The 24,573-nt window shown below is 70.9% G+C and carries 16 protein-coding genes and 1 pseudogene; 12 read left to right on the forward strand and 5 right to left on the reverse strand.

Annotation, left to right across the window (positions count from 1 at the left end; translation table 11 throughout):
- Positions 1–4: 4 nt before the first annotated feature.
- The 4 genes from J7462_RS26735 (at position 5) to J7462_RS26750 (ending at position 7,093) form a co-directional block, all read left to right on the forward strand.
- Positions 5–1,507, forward strand: coding sequence for a class I SAM-dependent DNA methyltransferase (locus J7462_RS26735; protein ID WP_255597913.1), 1,503 nt, complete (start codon positions 5–7; stop codon positions 1,505–1,507).
- Complete coding sequence (locus J7462_RS26740; protein WP_219468075.1) at positions 1,504–2,997, forward strand: class I SAM-dependent DNA methyltransferase; 1,494 nt, start codon at positions 1,504–1,506, stop codon at positions 2,995–2,997. Before J7462_RS26735 ends, J7462_RS26740 begins: the two co-directional genes overlap by 4 nt.
- Positions 2,994–4,166 carry a restriction endonuclease subunit S gene (locus J7462_RS26745; protein ID WP_219468078.1) on the forward strand — a complete coding sequence of 391 codons (1,173 nt, stop codon included), beginning with the start codon at positions 2,994–2,996 and terminating at the stop codon, positions 4,164–4,166. The genes J7462_RS26740 and J7462_RS26745 overlap by 4 nt, the downstream gene beginning before the upstream one ends.
- A 68-nt stretch (positions 4,167–4,234) precedes the next feature.
- Complete coding sequence (locus J7462_RS26750; protein ID WP_308291044.1) at positions 4,235–7,093, forward strand: type I restriction endonuclease subunit R; 2,859 nt, start codon at positions 4,235–4,237, stop codon at positions 7,091–7,093.
- Between the two features lie 177 nt (positions 7,094–7,270).
- On the opposite strand, the gene J7462_RS26755 is transcribed toward J7462_RS26750, so the two are convergent.
- Both J7462_RS26755 and J7462_RS26760 read right to left on the reverse strand, forming a co-directional pair.
- Positions 7,271–7,465, reverse strand: a complete 195-nt coding sequence (locus J7462_RS26755) for a DUF397 domain-containing protein (RefSeq protein WP_219468084.1) — start codon at positions 7,463–7,465, stop codon at positions 7,271–7,273.
- Entirely contained in the window at positions 7,458–8,342 is an 885-nt protein-coding gene (locus J7462_RS26760) for a helix-turn-helix transcriptional regulator (RefSeq protein ID WP_219468087.1), read from the reverse strand. The genes J7462_RS26755 and J7462_RS26760 overlap by 8 nt, the downstream gene beginning before the upstream one ends.
- Before the next feature lie 264 nt (positions 8,343–8,606).
- Between J7462_RS26760 and J7462_RS26765 the strand changes: the two genes are divergently transcribed.
- Together J7462_RS26765 and J7462_RS26770 are read left to right on the forward strand one after the other, a co-directional pair.
- On the forward strand, positions 8,607–8,858 hold the full coding sequence (locus J7462_RS26765) for a hypothetical protein (RefSeq protein ID WP_219468089.1): 252 nt from the start codon (positions 8,607–8,609) through the stop codon (positions 8,856–8,858).
- Entirely contained in the window at positions 8,855–10,786 is a 1,932-nt protein-coding gene (locus J7462_RS26770; RefSeq protein ID WP_219468093.1) for a hypothetical protein, read from the forward strand. Before J7462_RS26765 ends, J7462_RS26770 begins: the two co-directional genes overlap by 4 nt.
- 192 nt (positions 10,787–10,978) lie before the next feature.
- Here the strand turns inward: J7462_RS26770 and ilvD are convergent, their stop codons facing one another.
- A complete protein-coding gene (gene ilvD / locus J7462_RS26775) occupies positions 10,979–12,826 on the reverse strand; it encodes a dihydroxy-acid dehydratase (protein WP_219468095.1) in 1,848 nt (615 codons plus the stop codon).
- A 110-nt stretch (positions 12,827–12,936) separates the two neighbouring features.
- Between ilvD and J7462_RS26780 the strand changes: the two are divergent.
- The 5 genes and pseudogenes from J7462_RS26780 to serA form a co-directional block, all read left to right on the forward strand.
- A pseudogene (locus J7462_RS26780) lies at positions 12,937–15,216 on the forward strand (putative bifunctional diguanylate cyclase/phosphodiesterase); the annotation flags it as partial.
- A gap of 370 nt (positions 15,217–15,586) precedes the next feature.
- Complete coding sequence (locus J7462_RS26785) at positions 15,587–17,473, forward strand: acetolactate synthase large subunit (RefSeq protein ID WP_219468102.1); 1,887 nt, start codon at positions 15,587–15,589, stop codon at positions 17,471–17,473.
- A 66-nt stretch (positions 17,474–17,539) separates the two neighbouring features.
- On the forward strand, positions 17,540–18,055 hold the full coding sequence (gene ilvN / locus J7462_RS26790; RefSeq protein ID WP_208567278.1) for an acetolactate synthase small subunit: 516 nt from the start codon (positions 17,540–17,542) through the stop codon (positions 18,053–18,055).
- Between the two features lie 70 nt (positions 18,056–18,125).
- Positions 18,126–19,139 carry a ketol-acid reductoisomerase gene (gene ilvC / locus J7462_RS26795; RefSeq protein ID WP_219468105.1) on the forward strand — a complete coding sequence of 338 codons (1,014 nt, stop codon included), beginning with the start codon at positions 18,126–18,128 and terminating at the stop codon, positions 19,137–19,139.
- Positions 19,140–19,935: 796 nt separating this feature from the next.
- Positions 19,936–21,534 carry a phosphoglycerate dehydrogenase gene (serA, locus tag J7462_RS26800; RefSeq protein ID WP_208567276.1) on the forward strand — a complete coding sequence of 533 codons (1,599 nt, stop codon included), beginning with the start codon at positions 19,936–19,938 and terminating at the stop codon, positions 21,532–21,534.
- 127 nt (positions 21,535–21,661) lie between these two features.
- Here the strand turns inward: serA and J7462_RS26805 are convergent, their stop codons facing one another.
- A complete protein-coding gene (locus J7462_RS26805; protein WP_219468109.1) occupies positions 21,662–22,018 on the reverse strand; it encodes a hypothetical protein in 357 nt (118 codons plus the stop codon).
- Between the two features lie 356 nt (positions 22,019–22,374).
- The gene (locus tag J7462_RS26810) at positions 22,375–23,250 is read right to left on the reverse strand and encodes an FAD:protein FMN transferase (protein ID WP_219468113.1); all 876 of its coding nucleotides are present in this window, start codon (positions 23,248–23,250) and stop codon (positions 22,375–22,377) included.
- Positions 23,251–23,470: 220 nt separating this feature from the next.
- Between J7462_RS26810 and J7462_RS26815 the strand changes: the two genes are divergently transcribed.
- On the forward strand, positions 23,471–24,502 hold the full coding sequence (locus tag J7462_RS26815; RefSeq protein WP_219468116.1) for a 3-isopropylmalate dehydrogenase: 1,032 nt from the start codon (positions 23,471–23,473) through the stop codon (positions 24,500–24,502).
- The last annotated feature ends 71 nt before the right edge of the window (positions 24,503–24,573 follow it).

Below are 24,573 nucleotides of genomic sequence, written 5' to 3' on the forward strand. Positions count from 1 at the left end.
CCCGTTGAGCCTGTCTGAGCTGGAGCAATATCTGGCCAGGGCTGCTGATCTGCTGCGCGGCAGCATCGACCAGGCGGACTTCAAGGCGTACATCTTCCCGCTGGTGTTCTTCAAGCGGATCAGCGACGCCTACACCGAGGAGTATGAGCGGGCGCTCGCGGAGTCGGACGGTGACCACGAGTACGCGTCGTTCGCCGAGAACCACCGTTTCGGCATTCCGGAGGGCAGCCTGTGGGAGGACGTGCGTGCCCGCACCCAGAATGTGGGGCAGGCCCTGGTGACCGCCTTCCGGGCGATCGAGAAGGCCAACCCGGACGTGCTGTACGGCATCTTCGGCAGCGCTGCCTGGACGAACAAGGACAAGCTGCCCGACGCCAAGCTGCGTGACCTCATCGAGCACTTCTCGACCAGGACGTTGAGCAATGCGGTCGTCGCACCGGATGTGTTCGGGCAGGCGTACGAATATCTCATCAAGCGGTTCGCGGACCAGTCCAACAAGAAGGCCGGTGAGTACTACACCCCGCGCCCGGTGGTGAAGCTGCTCGTCGACATCCTGGATCCGCAGGAGGGTGAGACGGTCTACGACCCGGCGTGCGGCACGGGCGGCATGCTCATCGAGGTCATCGAGCACGTGAAGCGCCAGGGCGGTCGGCCGCAGACCCTCTGGGGCAGGCTGTTCGGCCAGGAGAAGGTGCTCGCCACCTCCGGCCTCGCCAAGATGAACCTGCTCCTGCACGGCGTCGAGGACTTCAAGATCGCCCAGGAGGACACCCTCCGGTCGCCGGCCTTCTACGACGGCTCGCGCCTCGCCCAGTTCGACTGTGTCATCGCCAACCCGCCGTTCTCCCTCAAGAACTGGGGCGACGTGGCCTGGGGCACCGACCCGTGGGGCCGCAACCGCCTGGGGGGAGTACCGCCCAAGGGTTACGCCGACTGGGCCTGGGTCCAGCACATGATCGACTCGGCATCGCCCGGGACCGGTCGGGTCGCCGTCGTGCTGCCGCAGGGCGCGTTGTTCCGCCAGGGTGCCGAGGGGCGCATCCGTGAGTTCGTCTTGAAGGCGGACCTGGTCGAGGCCGTGATCGGTCTCGCACCGAATCTCTTCTATGGCACCGGCCTCGCCGCCTGCGTGCTCATCCTGCGCCGCCGCAAGGCCGACGAGCGCAAAGGCCGGGTGCTGTTCGTCAACGGCGAGACGCTGTTCAAGCGCGGCCGTAACCAGAACGCCCTCGAACCCGAGCACGCCGACGCCCTGCTGCGCGCCTGCCGGGAGTTCGCCGAGGCGCCCGGCCTGGCGGCGGTCGCCACGCTCGACGACATCCGGGCACACGGCTTCAACCTCAACATCCCGCTGTACGTCGCCCCCGCCGACGGGGGCGACCAGCCGACCCTGGAGCAGGCCCTGACCGACCTCGAAGCGGCCCACGCCGCTGCCCGGGAGACCCGCGCCGCGTTGGAAGCCGAACTCGCCCGGTGGGGCCTCGCCCCGGCGGAGGTGACGGCGTGAACGCCCGCATCACCCAGCGCGAACTGGAGTCGTACCTGTGGGGCGCAGCCGTCGTGCTGCGCGGCCTCATCGATGCCGGCGACTACAAGCAGTACATCTTCCCGCTGGTCTTCCTCAAGCGGCTCTCCGACGTCTACGACGAGGAGCATGCAGCCGCGCTGAAGGTCTACGGTGACGACGAGTTGGCCGACCTGCCGGAGAACCACCGTTTCGCCATCCCCGACGGTGCCCACTGGCAGGACGTCCGCAAGGTCGCGAGCGACGTGGGCGCGGCGATCCTCACCGCCATGCGGGCGATCGAGTCGGCCAACCCGGACACCCTGGCCGGTGTCTTCGGCGACGGCGACTGGGGCAACAAGAATCTGCTCCCCGACGCGACCATCAAGCAGCTCGTCGAGCACTTCTCCACCAAGACGCTCACGGTGGCCAACCTGCCCGAGGACGAACTCGGTCAGGGGTACGAGTACCTCATCAAGAAGTTCGCCGACGACTCCGGCCACACCGCGCAGGAGTTCTACACCAACCGCACCCTCGTCCACCTGATGACGATGATGCTCAGGCCCGAGCCGGGGGAGTCGGTCTACGACCCGACCTGCGGCACCGGTGGCATGCTCATCTCCACCGCCGCCGAGCTGCGCCGCCAGGGCAAGGAGTGGCGCAACCTGCGCCTGTACGGGCAGGAACTCAACTACGGCACGTCGGCCATCGCCCGGATGAACCTGTTCCTGCACGGCATCGCCGACGGCCACGTCGCGCACGGCGACACGCTCACCAAGCCCGCCTTCCTCGATCGCGGTGGTCAGCTGAGAACCTTTGACGTGGTGTTGGCCAACCCGCCGTACTCCATCAAGGCGTGGAACCGCACCGCGTTCACCAACGACCCGTACGGCCGAAACATGTGGGGCGTCCCGCCGCAGGGCCGCGCCGACTATGCCTTCTTCCAGCACATCGCCGCCAGCCTCGACCAGAGGACCGGCCGCGCCGCGATCCTCTTCCCGCACGGCGTGCTGTTCCGCCGGGAAGAGGCGGCTCTGCGCGAGAAGTTGGTGCGGTCCGACCTGCTGGAAGCCGTCATCGGACTCGGGGCCGGGCTGTTCTACAACTCGCCCATGGAGGCCGTGGTGGTCACGCTGCGCGCCAGTAAGTCCGCCGAGCAACGCGGCAAAGTTCTCTTCATCAACGCGGTCAACGAGGTCGCCCGCGAGCAGGCACAGTCGTTCCTGCGTGAGCATCACCAGAAGAGGATCCTGGCGGCATACGAGGCGTTCGCCGATGATGACGGATTCGCTGCCGTCGCTACCCTCGACGAGATCGCCAATCAGCAGTACAGTCTAGCGATTCCGCTCCATGTAGCAGCTGACGCTGCCGCTGATGAGGCTGGTCAGATGAGCGTTCCCGCAGCGGCAACCCTGTGGCTAGCTGCGGCTACCGATGCCGACATCGCGATTGACGGTGTGCTCGCCTTCGTGCGAAAGGAGCTGTCTCGGTGACGCTCAGCCTTGACAAGAGTAGTTGGGGGCGTGTCGCCTTGGGGGACGTTGCGGCACCTTCGAGGGAAAAGGTGGATCCTGGCTCGGGCGTCGTTGATCGGTACGTTGCTGGCGAGCACATGGATACGGACGACCTGAAGATCCACCGTTGGGGTCAAGTGGGCGACGGATACCTCGGGCCTGCCTTCCATCGGCGGTTCCATCCGGGTCAGGTGCTCTATGGTTCCCGTAGGGCTTACCTGCGCAAAGTGGCGGTCGCTGATTTTAGCGGCATTACCGCCAACACGACATTTGTCGTTGAGACTAGGGACTCCGGCCAGCTTTTGCAGAGTTTTCTGCCCTTCGTGATGAAATCGGATGCGTTTCATGCTTTCGCTGTTCGTGAGTCGAAGGGGTCTGTGAATCCATACCTCAACTGGTCTGACATTGCGCGTTACGATTTCGAACTTCCGCCGCTTGACGAGCAGGGGCGTCTCGCCGAACTCCTCTGGAGTGTTGAGCGTGACCGCCGTGCGGCGACTCGTGTGGTCTCGACTGTTGGCCGAGTCGCAGAAGAAGTAGTTGATGCACTTCTCGCAGAGCCAGTCTTCCCTCAGCGTCGCATCTCTGAAGTCCTTGGGATATGTCAGTATGGACTATCCGTGCGGGCTGCCGAAAATGGCACCTATCCCATGCTCCGCATGACGAATCTGGATGCGGGTGTGGTGGTGGGTCGTGATCTCAAGTACTGCGAGCTTGGTGATGCCGAACTCGCCGCCTATCGCGTTGCCAAGGGTGACGTGCTATTCAATCGGACGAACAGCTTTGAGCACGTTGGGCGGTCGGGTCTTTTTGGGTTGGATGGCGATTTCGTTTTCGCATCGTATTTGGTGAGACTTCGGCCCGATCCAAGTGTTCTGGATTCGAGATTCCTCAACTATTTCATTAATTCGAGGCTCGGCCAGAAGCGCATTCGGATGCATATTTCAAAAGGTGTTCAGCAGGCGAATATCAGCGCGAGCAAGCTCAAGTTGGTCACCCTGCCGCTGCCCAATCTGGCGGAACAGCGCAAGATTGTCGATCGAATCGAGACCCTCAGTGAGCAGCGGGATGCGGCGGTGAGGCATGTCTCTGCCGCTGGCGCGCTTTATGCGACTCTCAGCCGGGCGATCTTCGGAGGTGAGCGGTGACCTTCACCGAGGCAAATACGGTGCGGGACTTGGTGCGGGATGTTGTCGCCTGCACCGCCGTTCAGTTCGTGGCTGGCAAGGATCTGCCGCGTCGGGTGGACGAGGTGTTGCTGGAGGGGCCGGTCACGGAGGCGCTGCGGCGGTTGAACCCGGCGATCGAGGCCGACCCCCGACGGGCGGACGAGGTCATCCATCACCTGCGGGCGATCATCCTGGCTGCCCGGCGTACGCCGAATCCGGTGGTGGCGAACGAGGAGTTCGCCGCGTGGCTGACCGGGCAGAAGTCGATGCCGTTCGGCCCGGCCGGGGAGCATGTCACGGTCCGGCTCGTCGACTTCGACAACCCGGAGCCGAGCGCCAACCAGTGGATGATCTCCACGGAGGTGACGTACAAGGTCGGGCGGGTGGAGCGCCGTTTCGACCTGGTGCTGTGGTGCAACGGCTTCCCGTTGGTCGTGGGTGAGGCGAAGTCCCCGGTCCGGCCGGCGTACACGTGGATCGACGCGGCGGCGCAGATCAACGAGGACTACGAGGTCAACGTCCCAGCCTTCTTCGTGCCGAACGTGTTCAACTTCGCCACCGAGGGCAAGGGCTTCCGCTACGGCTCGGTCGGCATGACGGTCGACCTGTGGGGCCCGTGGCGCGAGGAGACCGCCGATGACGCCCCGACGCCGAGCGGCCTGGCGGCGGTGCGCGCGGCCGTCGCGGGCGTGCTGTCACCAGCGGCGGTGCTGGACTTCCTGCGCTTCTTCACGGTCTTTGCCACGGACAAGAAGCATCGCAAGATCAAGATCATTGCCCGCTTCCAGCAGTTCCAGGCGACGAACCTCATCGTGGCGCGGGTGCTGACCGGCGAGATCAAGCAGGGCCTGATCTGGCACTTCCAGGGTTCGGGCAAGTCGCTGCTCATGGTGTTCACCGCGCAGAAGCTGCGTGCCACGGCCGGGCTGACGAACCCCACGGTGATCATCGTGGTCGACCGGATCGACCTGGACACCCAGATCACCGGCACGTTCAACGCCTCGGACGTGCCGAACCTGGTCTCCACCGACAGTCGCCGTGAGCTGCAAGCCCTCCTCGGTACGGGCGCGCGCAAGGTCATCATCACCACGGTGCACAAGTTCGGCGAGGCACCCGGGGTGCTGGACGACCGCGACAACATCATCGTCATGGTCGACGAGGCCCACCGTTCCCAGGAGGGCGACTATGGCCGCAAGATGCGCGAGGCCCTGCCGAACGCGTTCCTGTTCGGTCTGACCGGCACTCCCATCAACAGGCGCGACCGCAACACTTTCATGTGGTTTGGGTCCACTTTGGACGACGGTGGCTACCTGTCGCGGTACTCGTTCCAGGATTCGATCCGGGACGGGGCGACGCTGCCGCTGCACTTCGAGCCGCGCCTGTCGGAGATCCACCTCGACGCGGCGGCGATCGACGCCGCGTTCGCCGAGCTGGCCGAGCAGCATGGGCTGACCGAGGCCGACAAGAGCACGCTGTCACGGCGGGCCGCCTCGTTGGAGTCGCTGATCAAGGCCGACGGGCGGGTTCGCCGGATTGCCGCCGACATCGCCGGGCACTTCCGGGCGAAGGTCGAGCCGCAGGGCTTCAAGGCTCAGGTGGTGGTCTACGACAAGCCGACCTGCGTCGCCTACAAGGCGGAACTCGACAAGCTCCTCGGCCCCGACGCCTGCACCGTCGTCATGAGCCACAGCGCGCGGGACCCGAAGGGATGGAAGGAATACACCCCCGACCGGGTCGAGTTGGAGCGGATCACCGCCCGGTTCAACGACCCGGCCGACCCGCTGAAGATCAGCATCGTGACTGCCAAGCTGCTCACCGGGTTCGACGCGCCGATCCTCTACGCGCAGTACGTCGACAAGCCGCTCAAGGAGCACAACCTGCTCCAGGCGATCACCCGCACCAACCGGGTCTACCCGCCGGCCAAGACACACGGTCTGATCGTCGACTACCTGGGCATCTTCGACGACGTCGCCAAGGCGTTCGCCTTCGACGAGAAGAGCGTCCAGCAGGTCATCAGCAACATCGACGTGCTGCGCGGTCAGCTCGGCCCGGCCATCCAGGCCGCGCTGGCCTTCTTTCCCGGCGTCGACCGGACCGTGGGCGGCTACGAGGGGCTCATCGCCGCGCAGACCGCGATCAGCGGCGACGCGGCCCGCGACGCCTTCGGCCAGGCATTCAGCGTCGTCGCCCAACTCTGGGAGACCCTCAGCCCCGACCCGGTCCTCTCGACCCACCAGGCCGACTACCGGTGGCTCACCGACGTCTACGAGTCGGTGCGGCCGGCGGACGTCGCCGGCCGGCTGGTATGGCACACCCTCGGCGCGAAAACCCTGGAACTCATCAACGCGCACGTCACCGTGGAGGTGCCCCGCACCGACCTCGACACGATCGTCCTGGACGCCCAGGTGATCGAGGACCTGATGTCGGGCCGGCCAACGGACGTCGACCCCATCGAGGTCGAAAAGTGGATTACCGCCCGCATCGCCAGGCACCTGGGTAATCCTGTCTTCATCGAACTCGGCAAGCGGCTCACGGCACTGCGGGAGAAGTACGCGCACTCCCAGCAGGCCAGCCTGGAGTTTCTCAAGGAGCTGTTCCTCCTGGCCAAGGACACCGTGGCCGCAGAGAAGGAAGCCGCCGAGGTCCCCCGCGAGGAGCAGGGCAAGGCGGCCCTGACGGAGCTGTTCCAGTCCCTCAGGGGCAACGGAACCCCGATCATCGCCGAACGGATCGTCGCCGAGGTCGACGAGGTCGTGCGGGCGGTGCGCTTCACGGGCTGGCAGGACACCCGCGACGGCGACCGCCTGGTCCAGCAGGCCCTCCGCAAGACGCTCTACATCAAATTCAAGATCCGTGACCCCGACGTGTACGAGCGGGCCCTCGGCTACATCCGCGAGTACTACTGACGGCGGTTCACGGGTGTGCGGGCACCCTGGCAGTCACCTTGACTCGCGCACGGGCCGTTGCTGCCGGTCTCGGGATCGCTCGTGGCTGATTGATCGACTCGTTGGCGGCGACATAGCGGTGTCCTGATTGTGGGATACCGCTACATCGCCGCCATGGAGTGGATCAACCGGCCGGGGTCACACGTTTCGCTTGGTGGTGTGGGTGAAAGAAGTCCAGGCGGCTGGGGTGAAGGTGAGCACCGGCCCCGCCGGGTCCTTGCTGTCGCGTACGGCGACGATGCCGGGCAGGTTGTCGGCGACCTCGACGCACTCGCCGCCGTTTCCTGCGCTGCGGGTGCTCTTGCGCCAGCGCGCACCGCTCAGATCAACCATGGTGGACCTCCCCGATGATCTTGTTGATCAGTTGCCTCGATTGTTCCTCATCGAGGGTAAGAGTTAGCAGGCTCGACCAGACCTTCTCATAGGCGGCGAACTCACCTGGTCGGTCGAGGTAGAGAGCGCCGGTGATGGCCTCGCTGTAGACCACCGATGGATCTGGGGTGCTCCGGTTTCCGAGCGGGAAGTCGAGCAGGACGAACTCGCCAGCAACCGTGCCGTGGTGGGGGCCGGCGATCAGGGGCATGACGCGGATCGAGACGTTGGGTTGCTCGCTGAGCTGAAGCAGCCGCCGGAGTTGGTCCGCCATCGTGGCCGAGCTGTCGACCGGGCGGAGCAGGACCGACTCGCAGAGCACGACCTCGACCTGCGGGGCCTTCGGCAGACGGCGGGTGAGCAGCGATTGCCGCTGCGACCGCAGCTCGACCGCCAGCTCCCGATCTTCCTGGCTCATCTCCGGCTGGTCGATCCGATAGATGCCCAGCGCATAGTCCCGGCTTTGCAGAATGCCCGGCACGAGACTGTTCTTGTAGAAGCGTAGCCTCGACGCGGCGGATTCGAGGCCGACGTACAGCTCGAACCAGTCGGGAATGGCGTCGCCGTACGCGTGCCACCAGCCTTTCGCCCTCGTCTCGCCGGCCAGTGCGATCAGCGCCCGGGTCAGCTCGTTCTTCGCCCGGTACAGCTCGCACATGGCCCGGACGTCGACGCTGCGTGCCGAGCCGAGCCCGCTCTCGATGCGCCACACCTTCTGCCGGCTGCACTCCAGCGCCTCGGCGGCGGCGTCCAGCGTGATCCCGGCCTCGGTGCGCAGGTCACGCAGGGCCCTGCCGAGTCGGCGACGGGGGACCGTCGATCCCATGTCCTCGGCCATCCGGCCTCCTTTCCCCGTTGCGTTTTGCAACATCCCGACGTCCCGATATGGAACACCGAATGTTGCCGACGATTAGCGGAACAGTGTGTAGGGACATTCATTGAGATGGCGCCTCCGACCTTACAAGATGACGTTGTCCAAGGCGATGGTCGTGGAATTTCCACGGTTTACTAATTGCCGCATCGAATGGTCGTCGAGGAGGTGCGCCGTGTGCGCGATTCCCCATCAGGTCCGCCCCGCCGGCACCCACCCGGCGACCCGCCGGTGAGCGGGCGCTGGGTGGCGCACCTGCCGTTCACCGCCGCCGACCTGCCCGCCGCCCACCGGTTCGCGGCGGCGCTGGCCCGGTCGGTGACGTTCCTGTCGCAGGTGGACGCCGGTGAGGCGACCGTCTCGGCCGAGGACGAACAGGGCGTACGCCATCGGGTCTTCTGCGACCTGCCGCTGCCCGGCGGGCCGCGCTGCGTGCGCCGCGTCGACCACGACGGGCCCTGCACGGCCCGGCCGCCCCGGTGACCGGCGCACCTACCGTCGCCTGCCCGGACTGCGACGGCACCATCCCGGCCGGCTGCCACCGGTGCGCGCGGCGGGGCCTACGGCGGGCCCAACTCGTGCTGACCGTGGCCAACCTCGACACCGGCGCGGTCGCATCCCGCGAGGTGCTGCCGGGCACCCTCGAACCCCGTCCGCAGCCGGCGGGTGGCTGGGTGGTCGACCTGACTCCCCGGGTACGCGAACTGGCCGCCGAAGCCGGCGTCGCCGTCACCGTGGACCCGGTGGTCGTACCGGTGCCGACGGGCTGGCGGCCCGACCTGCCGGCGGCCGAGCGGCAGGAGCTTGCGGCGCGGGCCCTCGCCGGGGCGGCCCGGCCGGGGTGGCGGGTGTGGGTGGGCCGGTCGACTGCCCCGCCCCCGGTCGACCCGGCACAGCGGCTGGTCCGGCTCTGCGCGCTGGCCGACCTGCTCCTGCTCGACCTGGTCGTGGAGGCCCGCCGGTACGGCGACACCCTGCGCTGGGCCGTCCGCTACGAGATGCCCGGCTCCCCGGTGCCCGGCCTGCCACCGGAGCCGGGCTACGCCGACCTGACGGCGGCCCTGGCCGGCACCGACGTGGCCGACGCGCTGACCGGCCTCGGCGAGCGCGGCCGGAACGCCCCCGCGTGGCAGCTCCGCCCCGACCCGCTGCGGGCGTCGGCCCCGGCGGCGACCATCAGCGTGGCGCGGGTCGCCCGACGGGTGCGCGCCGACTGCGCCGGCCGGGTGGGCGGCGGCCGGCCGCCCGGCGCGCAGGCCGTGTGGCGGGACGGCCGCTGGTGGCACACCGCCCTGCGCCCCGACGCCCCGGCGCACGACGACCCGGTCGGCAGGCCCACCGGCCTGCGCCGCGACCGGCCGCAGCAGCCCGACGGCCCGGGCCGTGGCACGACGCCCCGGCCCGACGGCGTGAGCAGCGACCGGACGCGTCGGCCCGACGGCGCGCACCGTGGTGGGACGCCGCTGCACCGGGCCGCCGAACCACCGGACCCGCCCTGGCTCGGCGAGCCGGTGCCGTCACGGCCCTGCCCGACCTGCCGCCCCGCCCGCCGCCCGGTGGCATCGGTGCTGCCCTGCGCCACCTGCGCCGGCACCGGCCGGGTGCACCGGGCCGCCCTGATCACCCTGACCGACCTACGGCGCCGGGTGGTCCACCTCGCGTGGCGGGCCGGCACACCGGAACCCGTGTCGACGGCCAGCGTGAGACCGGGCGGCCGGTCGGTGGTCCGGCTCCCCGACCGCTACCGGCTGGGTGCCTGGGCGACCGTGTTCGGCGTACGCCCGGAGGATCTCGCCGAGGCCGACGGCGGCCACGCCCTCCCACCGGACGTGCGCGACGGCTACGTCGCCCTGCCCTGGGCCGGCGCGGACCCGGTGGGGGAGCAGGTGGCCGCCGTCGGCCCGGCGCTGCCCGCCGCGCGACTGCTGGTCACCGCCGTACGCCCCGAAGCGCCGCCGCTGGCCGAACTGCTCCGGCTCGCCTACGGTCTGGACCTGGCCCTGCTCGTGAACGTGCTGGACCTGCGACGGCACCCGGTCGCGCCGCTGCGGGCGCACGGGGTGCTCTGGTCGGTCGACCTGCGCCCACCGGCCACCCCGGTACGCCCCGACGACCTGCCCGACCGGCCCGGTCTCGCGGCGGCCGTGGCGCACTGCCTGGAATGTCTCGACGTCACCCTCCCGCAGACCGTGCCGGCCGACCCCCGGACGCCGGTCCCGGTGCCCCGGTCGATGCCCCGTCCGCTGCCGCCCGACCCGGTGCCGGGGCTGCGGCGGCTGGCCGCCCGGCATCACGGCCGCCCGCTCAGCGTCCGCTTCACCCGGGCCGGCCGCACCGTCCATGGTCATGACGACGACGGCCCCTGCCTGATCGCCGAGGACGACGACCTGCGCGTTCCCCGATTGACGTGACCTGCCGGGGAACATATGTTCGACGCGTGCCGGAGGGAGTCGGAGCCGACCGGGCCACCGCCGCGCCGCCGCGTGCCCGGCAGGCCGTGCGCGACCGGCGGTTGATCCACTCATCGGTGGCGATGTAGCGGTGTCCCGGTCGTCGGATACCGCTACATCGCTGACGTGGAGACGATCAAGCCGCCCGGCCGGTCACTCCGGGACGCGGCGGTACGCGCCGTCGCTGGCCGAGGTCGCCATCGAGGCGTACGCGCGCAGGGCGGCGGACACCGGGCGTTGCCGGTCGAGCGTGGTGTAGGGCCGGTCCCGCTTCTCCTGCGCCACCCGGCGGGCCTCCAGCACGTCGTCGGGCACGTTCAGCGCGATCGACCGGGCCGGGATGTCGATGACGATCTCGTCGCCGGGCTCGACAAGCGCGATCAGCCCACCGGAGGCGGCCTCGGGGGAGGCGTGCCCGATGGACAGCCCGGAGGTGCCGCCGGAGAACCGGCCGTCGGTGAGCAGCGCACACGACCGGCCCAGCCCGCGCCCCTTGAGGAACGAGGTGGGGTAGAGCATCTCCTGCATGCCGGGCCCGCCCTTCGGGCCCTCGTAGCGGATCACCACGACGTCCCCGGCGACGATCTCCTTGGCGAGGATCGCCGCGACCGCGTCGTCCTGCGACTCGTAGACCTTGGCCGGGCCCCGGAAGGTCAGGCACTCGTCGGGCACCCCGGCGGTCTTGACCACGCAACCGTCGGGCGCGAGATTGCCGTGCAGGATGGCCAGCCCACCGTCGGCGCTGTAGGCGTGCGCCCGGTCCCGCACGCACCCCTGCGCGGCGTCGGTGTCCAGGGTGGACCAGCGGTTGGTGGTGGAGAACGGCTCGACGGTGCGCACCCCGCCGGGCGCGGCGTGGAACAGCTCGACCGCCTCCGGGGTGGGGGAGCCGCTCCGGACGTCCCAGTCGGTGAGCCACTGGGCCAGCGAGGGGGAGTGCACGGCGTGCACGTCGCGGTGCAGCAGGCCGGCGCGGTCCAGCTCACCGAGGATGGCCGGGATGCCGCCCGCCCGGTGCACGTCCTCCATGTGGTAGTTCGGCGAGTTCGGGGCGACCTTGGCCAGGCAGGGCACCCGGCGGGAGACGGCGTCGATGTCGGCGACGGTGAAGTCGAGTTCGGCCTCACGGGCGGCGGCGAGCAGGTGCAGGATCGTGTTGGTCGATCCGCCCATCGCCACGTCGAGGGCGACCGCGTTGTCGAACGCCTTGCGGTTGGCGACGTTGCGGGGCAGCACGGAGGCGTCGTCGTGGTCGTACCACCGCTTGGCGATGTCGACGACGGTGCGGCCGGCCTCGACGAAGAGCGACCGGCGCGCGGCGTGGGTGGCCAGCGTCGAGCCGTTGCCGGGCAGGGCCAGGCCGATCGCCTCGGTGAGGCAGTTCATCGAGTTGGCGGTGAACATGCCGGAGCAGGAGCCGCAGGTCGGGCAGGCGGAGCGCTCGATCTCGCCGAGCTGGTCGTCGGTGACGGCCTCGTTGGAGGAGGCGATCATGGCGTCGATCAGGTCGATCTTGGAGTGCACCACGCCCTCGATCGCGACCGTCTTGCCGGCTTCCATCGGGCCGCCGGAGACGAAGACCGTCGGGATGTTGAGCCGCAGCGCGGCCAGCAGCATCCCCGGGGTGATCTTGTCGCAGTTGGAGATGCAGACCAGGGCGTCGGCGCAGTGCGCGTTGACCATGTATTCGACCGCGTCGGCGATCAGCTCCCGGCTGGGCAGCGAGTAGAGCATCCCGCCGTGGCCCATGGCGATGCCGTCGTCCACGGCGATGGTGTTGAACTCGCGCCCCACCCCGCCGGCCTCGGCCACCGCGTCCGCGACCAGGCCACCCATGTCCTTGAGGTGTACGTGGCCGGGGACGAACTGGGTGAAACTGTTCGCGATGGCGACGATCGGCTTACCGAAGTCGTCGTCGGTCATCCCGGTGGCCCGCCAGAGGGCCCGGGCGCCGGCCATCGTCCGACCGTGGGTGGAGGTCCTCGACCGCAGCTCAGGCATGGGTACCAGTCTTGCACCGTCCGGCGGGCGGCAACCACCGCGCGCGCCGTGTCCCAACAGTTGCACACCCGGTACCCCGTGGCCGACGCCGATCCGGCACAGTTGTGGTCGTGCGTTTACCCCCGGGCATGGTCGCCGTGGCGGTGTTGAGTGGCCTGCTGGCCGCCGCCGCCACCGCACTGCTGGCCGATTCGGCCCGGCGTCGCGGCGGGCCGCACCGCCAGGCCCACCTGCTGTTCGCCCTGGCCGCCGCCGTCGCCCTGGCCACCCTGGTCGCCGGCGGCGTCGCGCTGCTCGGCGCGACCGAGCACGGGGCGCACCAGCGCGGGCGGCACCCGGGCTGGGCGTCGGTGATCGCCGGCGGCACCGCGCTGACCGGGCTGGCGTTCTGCGCCGGGCTGCTCCGGCTGCCCGGCGCGATGGTGGCCCGGGCCGCCGCCGCCCGGCTGCTGCTCGACGGGCTGGTCGTGGCCACCTCGATCTGGTTCGTCGGCTGGGTGCTCCTGTCGGAGCCGACCCGCCTGCTCGGGCCGGCAACGCCGAGCGCCTGCCCGGCGATCCTGCTCGCCTCGGTGACCGCGGCGATCACCGCCGGCCTCACCGGCATGGTGGTGGCCCGCGCCGACGGCCCCCGGACCCGCCTGGCCGTGCTCGGCACCGGCATCACCGCGACCGCCACCGGTGGTCTCGTGGTGGCCGCCGGGGTCTGCCAGGGCGGCTCGGCGATGGCGGTGACCGGGATGGCGCTGCTCGCCGTGGGCCTGCTCGCCGGGGCGTTCGCCGTGCACCGGGTCGACGCCCCCGGCCAGGTCGACATCGACCTGATCCGCCGCGACGGGGAGTACGCCTTCATCCCGATGGTCGCGATGGCCGGCTCGGCGATGTACCACCTGATGCAGGGGGGCCGGTTCGACGCGCTGGGCATCGTCGCCGGCAGCCTGGAGGGGTTCGCGCTGGTCACCCGGCAGTACCTCACCCTCAACGACGTGCGCCGCTATGCCGGCCGGCTGGCCGAACGGGAGGCGCATTTTCGTGAACTGGCCCACACCGACCCGCTGACCACCCTCGCCAACCGGCGTGGCCTGCTGCGGGAGATGCAGCGCTGCGCCGCCGAGGGGGGCGACTGCGTGCTGCTCGGGCTCGACCTGGACGGTTTCAAGAACGTCAACGACATGCGCGGCCACGACGTCGGCGACATGGTGCTCGCCGAGGTGGGGCGGCGGCTGCGGAGCAACCTGCGCCCCGGTGACCTGGCCGCCCGGCTCGGTGGGGACGAGTTCGCGGTGCTGATGCGGGGCCGCCCGGCCGACGCGGACGTGGTGGCCGAGCGGTTGCTGGGGGTCCTCGGCCGGCCGTACGACCAGGCGGGCGGGGCGGTCTTCCTCTCGGTCAGCATCGGGGTGGCCGGCCAGGGCGGCGACCCGGACGTGGTCGGCCTGCTGCGCCACGCCGACCTGGCCCTGCGCTACGCCAAGCAACGCGGCAAGAACCGCATCGAGCGCTACGACGGCAGCTACGACCGGCTGCTGACCCGGCGAACCCGGCTGGAGCACGAGATGCGCGGCGCGATCGAGCGCGACGAGTTGCGGCTGGCCTTCCAGCCGGTGGCCTCGCTGCCCTCGGTCCGGCCGGTGGGCGCCGAGGCCCTGCTGCGCTGGCACCACCCCGAGCTGGGCAACATCCGGCCGGACGAGTTCATCCCGCTGGCCGAGGAGTGCGGGATGATCGCCAAGCTGGGAGCCTGGGTGCTGCACCAGGCGTGCTGGCAGCTGTCCCGGTGGCTCGCCGACGGCCACGACGTCTGGGTCTCGGTCAACGTCTCCCCGCGCGAGCTGCACGCCCCGGAGTACGTGGTGCAGGTCGCCGAGGCGCTGCGCGCCCACCACGTACCGCCGCAGCGACTGGTGCTGGAGGTCACCGAGCACGCCGTCGCCACCGACCTCGACGAGCTGATCCGTCGGCTGACCGCGCTGCGGCTGACCGGGGTACGCATCGCGCTGGACGACTTCGGGGCGGGCTACTCGTCGCTGGGGCAGCTACGCCGGTTGCCGATCGACATCCTCAAGATCGACCACAGTCTGGTCGCCGAACACGAGCCGGTCCGTCCGGTGGGGCGGGACGGGCCGGCCTTCGCCCCGATGGTCGACATCGTCATGCGGCTGGGGCACCAGCTGGGCATGGAGGTGATCGCCGAGGGGGTCACCACCCCGACGGAGCTGGCCGCGGTGGTCGCCGCCGGGTGCCGGTTCGGCCAGGGGGCGCTCTTCGGCTGGGGGGTGCCGGCCGAGCACCTGGAGGCGATGCTGGAGGCGGCCACCTCGCCGGGGCCCGCCCCGCGTCGGCCCCGTCGGCCCCGCCGCCCGCCCCGCGTCGACCCACCCCCTCGCCGCTGCTGCCCCGGCTGCGATCCCACCCACCGGCGACGCCGCCGGTGCCCGCACCACGCCCCGCGTACGAGGAGTCCGCGCAGGCCGGGCCGGTTGACGAGACCCCCACCGGGGACGGCGTCCCCCGTTCGTGAACCAACATGTGGGATCAGTTGACTCATCGCGTGAGATGCGTCAGGCTTGGCCCATGTCGTCGAACCGGTCGCTGCGAGTACTTACCTGAGCGCACTCTCCTGCTGTCGAGAGTGCGCTGGCCCCGTGCATCTGCACGAGGGCCGTTTTTATTGCCGTCGGAACCACCGGGGCGCGTAGTCGCCCCTGTCGCACCTGCCGTAGCAGCTCCACCCAACTCCAGCCGAAGGCCTGAACCGCCATGACGAGACCCACGCCAGAGACCCTCGCCCACTCCGCCCGGCGGGCCCGCACCGTCACCGAGCCGGCCGGCGACGCCGACCCCACCACCACGCCGCGAGGCACCGCCGCCGCGGCCACCCCGGCCGTACGGCCGTCCGGGCCGGTCCCGGTCTCCGGCGCCGGTTCACTGGTGCGGTCGCTGGAGGCCCTCGGCGTCGACGTCGTCTTCGGCATCCCCGGCGGCGCGATCCTGCCCGCCTACGACCCGCTCTACGACTCGTCGGTGCGGCACATCCTGGTCCGGCACGAGCAGGGCGCCGGGCACGCCGCCACCGGCTACGCGCAGGCCACCGGCCGGGTCGGCGTCTGCATCGCCACCTCCGGGCCGGGCGCGACGAACCTGGTCACCCCGATCGCCGACGCCTACATGGACTCCGTCCCGATCGTCGCGATCACCGGCCAGGTGGCCCGGCCGTCGATCGGCACCGACGCCTTCCAGGAGGCGGACATCCAGGGCATCACCCTGCCGATCACCAAGCACAACTTCCTGGTGCAGACCGCCGAGGAGATCCCGCAGGTCCTCGCCGAGGCGTTCCACCTGGCCGCCACCGGGCGTCCGGGGCCGGTGCTGGTGGACATCCCCAAGGACGTCCTCCAGGCGGCGACGACCTTCTCCTGGCCGCCGACGCTGGACCTGCCCGGTTACCGGCCGACCCTGCACCCGCACGGCAAGCAGATCCGCGAGGCGGCCCGGCTGATGAGCGGCGCCCGCCGGCCGGTGCTCTACGTCGGCGGCGGGGTGCTCAAGGCCGGCGCGACCGAGGCGCTGCGCCAGCTCGCCGAGCTGACCGGCATCCCGGTGGTGACCACGCTGATGGCGTTGGGCGCGTTCCCCGACTCGCACCGCCAGCACCTGGGGATGCCCGGCATGCACGGCACCGTCGCCGCGGTCTACGGCCTGCAGAAGGCCGACCTGATCGTGGCGCTGGGGGCCCGGTTCGACGACCGGGTGACCGGCCAGCTGGACTCGTTCGCCCCGGACGCGACGGTGGTGCACGCCGACATCGACCCGGCCGAGATCGGCAAGAACCGGCACGCCGACGTCCCGATCGTGGGCGACGCCAAGCACGTCATCGAGGAGCTGATCGCGGCGGTGACGACCGACCAGAAGGCCGGTCGCCGCACCGACCTCGGTGACTGGTGGCACCAGCTCGACGACCTGCGCGAGCGTTACCCGCTGGGCTACGACGAGCCCGCCGACGGCACCCTGTCCCCGCAGTACGTGATCAAGCGGCTGGGCGAGATCGCCGGTCCGGACGCGATCTACGTGGCGGGGGTCGGCCAGCACCAGATGTGGGCCAGCCAGTTCATCTCGTACGAGAAGCCGGGCACCTGGCTCAACTCCGGCGGCCTCGGCACCATGGGGTACGCCGTCCCGGCGGCGATGGGCGCCAAGGTCGGCCGGCCGGACACGGTGGTCTGGGCGGTGGACGGCGACGGCTGCTTCCAGATGACCAACCAGGAGCTGGCCACCTGTGCCCTGGAGGGCATCCCGGTCAAGATCGCCGTGATCAACAACGGCAACCTGGGCATGGTCCGGCAGTGGCAGACCCTGTTCTACGAGGGGCGCTACTCCAACACCGAGCTGGGCACCCACAAGCACCGCATCCCGGATTTCGTCAAGCTGGCCGAGGCGCTCGGCTGCATCGGCCTACGCTGCGAGAACGCCGCCGACGTCGACAAGACGATCGAGGCGGCGATGGCGATCACCGACGCCCCGGTGGTCATCGACTTCACGGTCGGCAAGGACGCGATGGTCTGGCCGATGGTCGCCGCCGGCACCAGCAACGACGAGATCATGTTCGCCCGGGGTGTCCGCCCGGCGTTCGACGAGGACGACATCTGAGATGAGTGCCCGAATCCCCGGGACCGTGCGGTGGCACGGCCCGACCGAGCGAAGCGAGACGGCGGCATGACCCTGCACACCCTGTCCGTGCTGGTGGAGAACAAGCCCGGTGTCCTGGCCCGGGTCTCCGGCCTGTTCTCCCGGCGCGGGTTCAACATCGACAGCCTGGCCGTCGGTGAGACCGAGAACCCCGACGTCTCCCGGATCACCATCGTGGTCAACGCCGACTCGTCGCCGCTGGAGCAGGTCACCAAGCAGCTCAACAAGCTGGTCAACGTACTCAAGATCGTCGAGTTGGACCCGCAGGTCTCGGTGGCCCGGGAACTGCTGCTGGTCAAGGTGCGCGCGGACCGCGCCGCCCGCGCGCAGGTGCTGGAGACGGTTGCCCTGTTCCGGGCCCGGGTGGTCGACGTGGCACCGGACACCCTCACCGTCGAGGCCACCGGCACCCCCGACAAGCTCGACGCGCTGCTGCGCGACCTGGAGCCGTTCGGGATCAAGGAGATGGTCCAGTCGGGCACGGTGGCGATCGGGCGCGGCTCGCGGTCGATCACCGCCGGCCCCTCGTTGCGCGCGGCCTGACCGCGCGCCCACCCGCCACCGCACACAGTCCACGACGGTCCGACGAGACCGCCGTACGAAAGGGAAGTCAATGAGCGTTGAGGTGTACTACGACGACGACGCCGACCTGGGCCTGATCCAGGGCCGCAAGGTCGCCGTGATCGGGTACGGCAGCCAGGGCCACGCCCACGCGTTGTCGCTGCGCGACTCCGGTGTCGACGTGGTGATCGGCCTGCCGGCGGGCTCCAAGAGCCGGCCCAAGGCCGAGGAGCAGGGCCTGCGGGTGCTCACCCCGGCCGAGGCGTCGGCCGAGGCCGACGTGATCATGATTCTGGCGCCGGACACCGCCCAGCGGTCCATCTACGCCGAGTCGATCGCCCCCAACCTCGCCCCCGGCAAGGCCGTCTTCTTCGGTCACGGCTTCAACATCCGCTACGGCCTGATCACCCCGCCGGCCGACGTGGACGTGGCGATGGTCGCCCCGAAGGGCCCCGGCCACCTGGTCCGCCGCCAGTACGTCGACGGCAAGGGCGTGCCCTGCCTGGTCGCCGTCGAGCAGGACGCCAGCGGCAACGCCTTCCCGCTCGCCCTGGCGTACGCCAAGGGCATCGGCGGCACCCGGGCCGGCGCCATCAAGACCACCTTCACCGAGGAGACCGAGACCGACCTCTTCGGCGAGCAGGCGGTCCTCTGCGGCGGCGCGGCGGCCCTGGTGCAGACCGGTTTCGAGGTGCTCACCGAGGCCGGCTACGCCCCCGAGGTGGCCTACTTCGAGTGCCTGCACGAGCTGAAGCTCATCGTCGACCTCATGTACGAGGGCGGCATCGCCAGGATGCGCTACAGCATCTCCGACACCGCCGAGTACGGCGACCTCTCCCGGGGCCCGCGTGTGGTCGACTCCCGGGTCAAGGAGGAGATGCGCAAGATCCTCGGCGAGATCCAGTCCGGCGAGTTCGCCCGCGAGTGGGTGGCCGAGGACGAGGCGGGCCGGCCGAACTTCGCCAAGTGGCGGGCCGAGGGCGCGGCGCACCCGATCGAGGAGACCGGGCAGAAGCTGCGTTCGATGATGAGCTGGGTGGACCGCCCGCTCACCGAGACCGCCTGACCCGCACCCGCCCCGCACCGGGGATCGTCCGGTCTCCGGGTGGTCCCCGGGCGGTCTCCGGGTGGTCCCGGGTGTCGCTGGCCGTCTCTGGCCGTCCCCGGCGGGCCGGCCGGCTGGGGTCGTCCCGGTCGCCGATCCGGCCGGTGCGGCCAGGGCCTCCAGCGGCGCTGAGCGGCCGGTGGGCTGAGGTGCCGTGGCTGAGGCTCCGACGGTGCGGGGTTTCCGGTGGGCTGAGCCTTCGACGGCGTCGAACTTGCGGTGGGGCCGCTGGGGGCCGTCGACTCCGCCGGGTGTGTCGCAGGCTGGCTATGTTGTCGAGTGAAGCGTTATGACTGGGTGGCATATTTATGCCGCCCAGTCATAACGCTTTCTGGGTAAACAGAGTCGAGTGGCCGCCGCCGCCACCGCCGCCGCCACCACCACTGTCGTTGCTGCCGCCGCGACCGTCGTTGCCACCCCGCCACCGACGCGTACCGCCCGGGTGACGTCGCCCGCGCCGCCGTGCGCCGTGTGTAGTGCCGGGTTCACCTGGCGGGATGGGGTGAGCGACGCCTCATCGGGCCGAATCGGGCGGCATTACGCGCTCCGGGCCGGATGAACGGGGGATGACAGGCGTGCGACAACGCTGTGTGAGGGCCCTCACCCCGCAGACCGGGACATGCCGACCGGGGTGCCCCCTACGATCCTTGGTGAGGTGCGTGACCGGCACCTGACGGCCATGGCACGGATCGGCGCAGGGCGCATCGCGGCGCCCGGTCGCCCCGGCCGACCTAAAATACGACGTCTACGAGGACCGATGAATCCTGTCGTACTGATCGCCGAAGAACTCGCCCCCGCCGCCATCGAGGTGCTCGCGCACGACTTCGACGTGCGCCACGTCGACGGCACCGACCGCCCGGCCCTGCTCTCCGCGCTGGCCGAGGCCGACGCGGTGATCGTGCGCAGTGCCACGCAGATCGACGCCGAGGCGATCTCCGCCGCGCCGCGCCTGAAGGTGGTCGCCCGGGCCGGCGTCGGGCTGGACAACGTCGAGGTTCCGGCCGCCACCGCGCGGGGCGTCATGGTCGTCAACGCTCCCACCTCCAACATCGTCTCCGCCGCCGAGCAGGCCGTCGCGTTGCTGCTCGCCGTCGCACGTAACACCGCGAGCGCCAGCGCCGCGCTCAAGGCCGGCGAGTGGAAGCGGTCGAAGTACACCGGCGTCGAGTTGCAGGGCAAGACCGTCGGCGTGGTCGGCCTCGGCCGCATCGGCGTGCTCTTCGCGTCCCGCATCGCCGCCTTCGGCACCCGGCTGATCGCGTACGACCCCTACATCCAGCCGGCCCGCGCCGCCCAGCTCGGCGTCCGCCTGGTGGGGCTGGAGGAGCTGCTGCGGGAGGCCGACTTCATCTCGATCCACCTGCCCAAGACCCCGGAGACGGTCGGCCTGATCGGCGAGAAGGAGCTGGCGATCGTCAAGCCGGGCGTCCGGATCGTCAACGCCGCCCGGGGCGGGCTGGTCGACGAGCAGGCGCTGGCCGACGCGATCGCCGAGGGCCGGGTCGCCGGCGCCGGCGTCGACGTGTACGCCAAGGAGCCGTGCACCTCGTCCCCGCTGTTCGCCTTCGACAACGTGGTGGCCACCCCGCACCTGGGCGCGTCCACCCACGAGGCGCAGGACAAGGCCGGCCTGGCCGTGGCCAAGAGCGTCAAGCTGGCGCTGCAGGGCGAGTTCGTGCCGGACGCGGTGAACGTGCAGGCCGGTGGCGTCGTCGCCGAGGACGTCCGGCCGCTGCTGCCGCTGGCCGAGAAGCTGGGCCGGGCGTTCACCGCCGTGGCCGGCGGGGTGGCCGCCAGCGTCACCGTCGAGGTGCGCGGCGAGATCGTCAACCACGACGTGTCGGTGCTCAAGCTCGCCGCCACCAAGGGGCTGTTCAGCTCGGTCGTCGAGGAGCAGGTCACCTACGTCAACGCGCCGCACCTGGCCGCCGAGCGGGGCGTCGAGGTGGCCCTGGTCACCCAGGCCGAGACGGCGGACCACCCGAACCTGGTCACCATCCGGGGTGCGCTGCCCGACGGCCGTACGGTCAGCGTCTCCGGCACGGTCGCCCACGCCGGTGCCCGGGACGTCCTCAAGCTGACCGAGGTCGACGGGTTCGACGTGGAGATCGGCGCCGAGGGCATCCTGCTCTTCCTGCGCTACGCCGACCGGCCGGGCGTGGTCGGCACCGTCGGCACGCTGCTCGGTGAGGCCGGCATCAACATCGCCGCGATGCAGGTGGCCCGCCGGGAGGCCGGCGGTGAGACCCTGATGACCCTCACCGTCGACCAGGCGCTCGGCGCGGACCTGCTCACCTCCGCGGCCGACTCGATCGGCGCGACCGCCGCCAGCGCGGCGGACCTGCGCGACGAGTAGTCGCACCCGCACGCAGGCGCAGGGCCCGGCCATCCGGCCGGGCCCTGCGCCGTCCACACCCGACGGACTGCCGCGCGGGACCGAGCCGGTGCGGGTGCGCCGGGTCGCGGCAGGAGCGGGCGTCGGGTCAGCGGGTGACGCGGGAGGGTGGCGGGTAGACCGAGCCGTCCTGCGGGTCGAAGAGCATCAGGTCGTACTCGCCGGCCAACCGCTCGATGTCGAGCAGCACCTGGTCGTCGCAGGTCGGGACGAGGTGCAACGCCACATGGTCGGACGCCGCGTGCAACGGCGAGACCTCCCACGGGGTGCCCTGGTGGGCGGGCCGGTCGGGGTAGGACGCGGTGAGGGCCCGGTAGAAGCCCACCACCCGGGGGTCCGGATACCGCTCGCCGTGCTGCCCTTCGCGGCACCGCCGCACCGCCGCCCGGACGTCCTCGGGCGTGGCCCCGTCGTGGAGGGCCCACACGCTCAGATCGAAACTCACGGCGGACAGCGTGCCATCACGCGCTCCTGCGGGCGACACTGACCCGCCGTGATTCCCGCAGGTGGTTCGAGTGTCCGGAGGACACGGTCCGCTGTGGAGACTCTTGCGTCGAGTTGCGTCGATTCGCTAGCGTATCGGAGCGGTCACCGGCAGCGTCGGACGTCGACCCGTCTTCGGGTGACGAGGCCGAACGTCCGGCCGGCCGGCCTGCACCCCTCGAATGCGCGAGCCACGCGCACTCGTCGCTGACCGGCCCCCACGGTCGTTGCCGAGACCGTGGGGGCCGATCGCCGGCCCGTCGACCGCGCCACCCCATGGACCCCCTCCACAGGTCGGCCGACGCGCCGCGGCACCGCTCAGCGGCGCCGGTGGGCGAAGAGAGCCTGATATGCCGAGTCGGTGCGGAACCACGCCAGCCCCACCGGCCCGGCCGCGTACAACGCGGTCGCGTAGGCGTCGGCGACGGCGAGGTCCGGCCCGACGACGGTCGCGGCGACCAACTGCCGGGCCGACTCACCGGTGTGCGGGTCGACGACGTGCCCCTGCCGGCCGGTCACCCCGGAGGTGCCCACCGCGCCGGCCGTCATCTCCAGCACCAGCGGGGCCCGTCGACCGTCGGTCGGGTGGTGCACCGCCACCCGCCACGGGCCGCCGTGCGCGGCGTGGCCGCGTACCGTCAGGTCGGCGCCGGAGAGCACCGCGTAGTCGGTGATGCCGGCGGCGCGCAACCGGGCCGCGGCCCGCTCCACCGCCCAACCGTTGAGCAGGCCGCCGGGGTCGAAGCCGCCGGGCACGGCCCAGGCGTCGAACCAGCCGTCGGTGGCGGCCCGCATGGCCGCACAGCGGTCCACCAGGTCGGTCAGCGGCGGGTACGACTCGGGGCTGATCTCGCCGCGCCGCAGCCGGGAGACCAGGCTCTCCGGCCGGTTCGGCCCGTAGGTGAGGTCGATGGCCCGTAGCTCGGCGACGGCGTCGCGCAGCGCGTCACCGACCACCCGCCGGCCCAGGTCCTCGGGGGCGTTGAGCAGGAGCGAGTATTCGGCGGTGCCGGTCCGGACGGCGTGCTGCACGGCGATCCGGCCGCCGGACGCTTCACCGGCCCGGTCGAGGCGGTGGCTGCGGGTGCCCAGGCGCAGGTCGGGGCGGCGGCGGGAGAATGTCGCCTGGTCCACCCAGCGGGTGCGCGGTTGCTCGTCCAGTCGGCCTGGCCCCCGCTGCTGCTCGGTCCGCATCACACTGCTCCTTCACCGACGGTGCCGCGGCGTCGCGACCGGTCCGTCCCGGGCCCCACGACCCGTCCTGCACCGACCCTAGGCAGTGGAGATGACCGCACCATGAATGCTGGCTGGGAGCCTGCTGAGCATTTCGCCCTCCCAGATAATGGAAGGCTCGTACCGGGAACCGGGACGGGGACGTACCGTTCACCCCAGCGGACGAGGTGAGGAGCGGCAGGTGGCACGGATCGCGGTGGTGGCCGGGGACGGGATCGGACCCGAGGTGGTCGCGCAGGCCCTCAAGGTCCTCGACGCCGTGCTCCCCGGGGTCGAGGCGACGCAGTACGACCTCGGCGCGGCGCGCTACCACCGCACGGGCGAGGTGCTGCCCGACTCGGTGCTGACCGAGTTGGCCGGCCACGACGCCATCCTGCTCGGCGCGGTGGGCGACCCCACCGTGCCGCCGGGCGTGCTGGAGCGCGGCCTGCTGCTGAAGCTCCGCTTCGCCTTCGACCAGTACGTCAACCTGCGCCCGTCCCGGCTCTGGCCCGGCGTGCCCGGCCCGCTGGTCAACGTCAAGCCGGGTGAGGTCGACCTGGTCGTCGTCCGGGAGGGCACCGAGGGCCTCTACGCCGGTGCCGGCGGCAGCCTGCACCGGGACACCCCGGCCGAGGTGGCCACGGAGGAGAGCCTGAACACCCGACACGGGGTGGAACGGGTCATCCGGGACGCCTTCGCCCGCGCCGCCCGCCGGGAGCGGCGCAAGGTCACCCTGGTGCACAAGACCAACGTGCTGACCCACGCCGGCTCGCTGTGGGCGCGGGCGTTCGCGGCCGTCGCCGCCGAGCACCCCGACGTCGCCACCGAGTACCAGCACGTCGACGCGGCCGCCATGTTCCTGGTCACCCAGCCCCAGCGCTACGACGTGGTGGTCACCGACAACCTGTTCGGCGACATCCTCACCGATATCGCCGCCGCGGTCACCGGGGGGATCGGCCTGGCGGCCAGTGGCTGCATCAACCCCACCGGGGCGTACCCGTCGATGTTCGAGCCGGTGCACGGCTCGGCGCCGGACATCGCCGGCAAGGGGGTCGCCGACCCGGTGGCCGCCGTGCTCTCCGCCGCGCTCCTGCTCGACCAGTTGGGTCACGCCGACGCCGCCGCCCGGGTGACCGACGCGGTCGCCGCCGAGCTGGTCGCCCGGACCCCGGGTGTGGCGTTGCGGACCGACGAGGTGGGGGACCGGCTCGCCGCGCACGCGGTGGCCTGATCCCGCCGGTAGCGGCCCTATCCACTGAACGACCGTTCGGGGTAGGTTTCTGGACAGCAGCTCGGTGCGTG

Source organism: Micromonospora sp. RL09-050-HVF-A (assembly GCF_019374995.1).
In the GTDB taxonomy this organism is placed as follows: domain Bacteria; phylum Actinomycetota; class Actinomycetes; order Mycobacteriales; family Micromonosporaceae; genus Micromonospora; species Micromonospora antibiotica.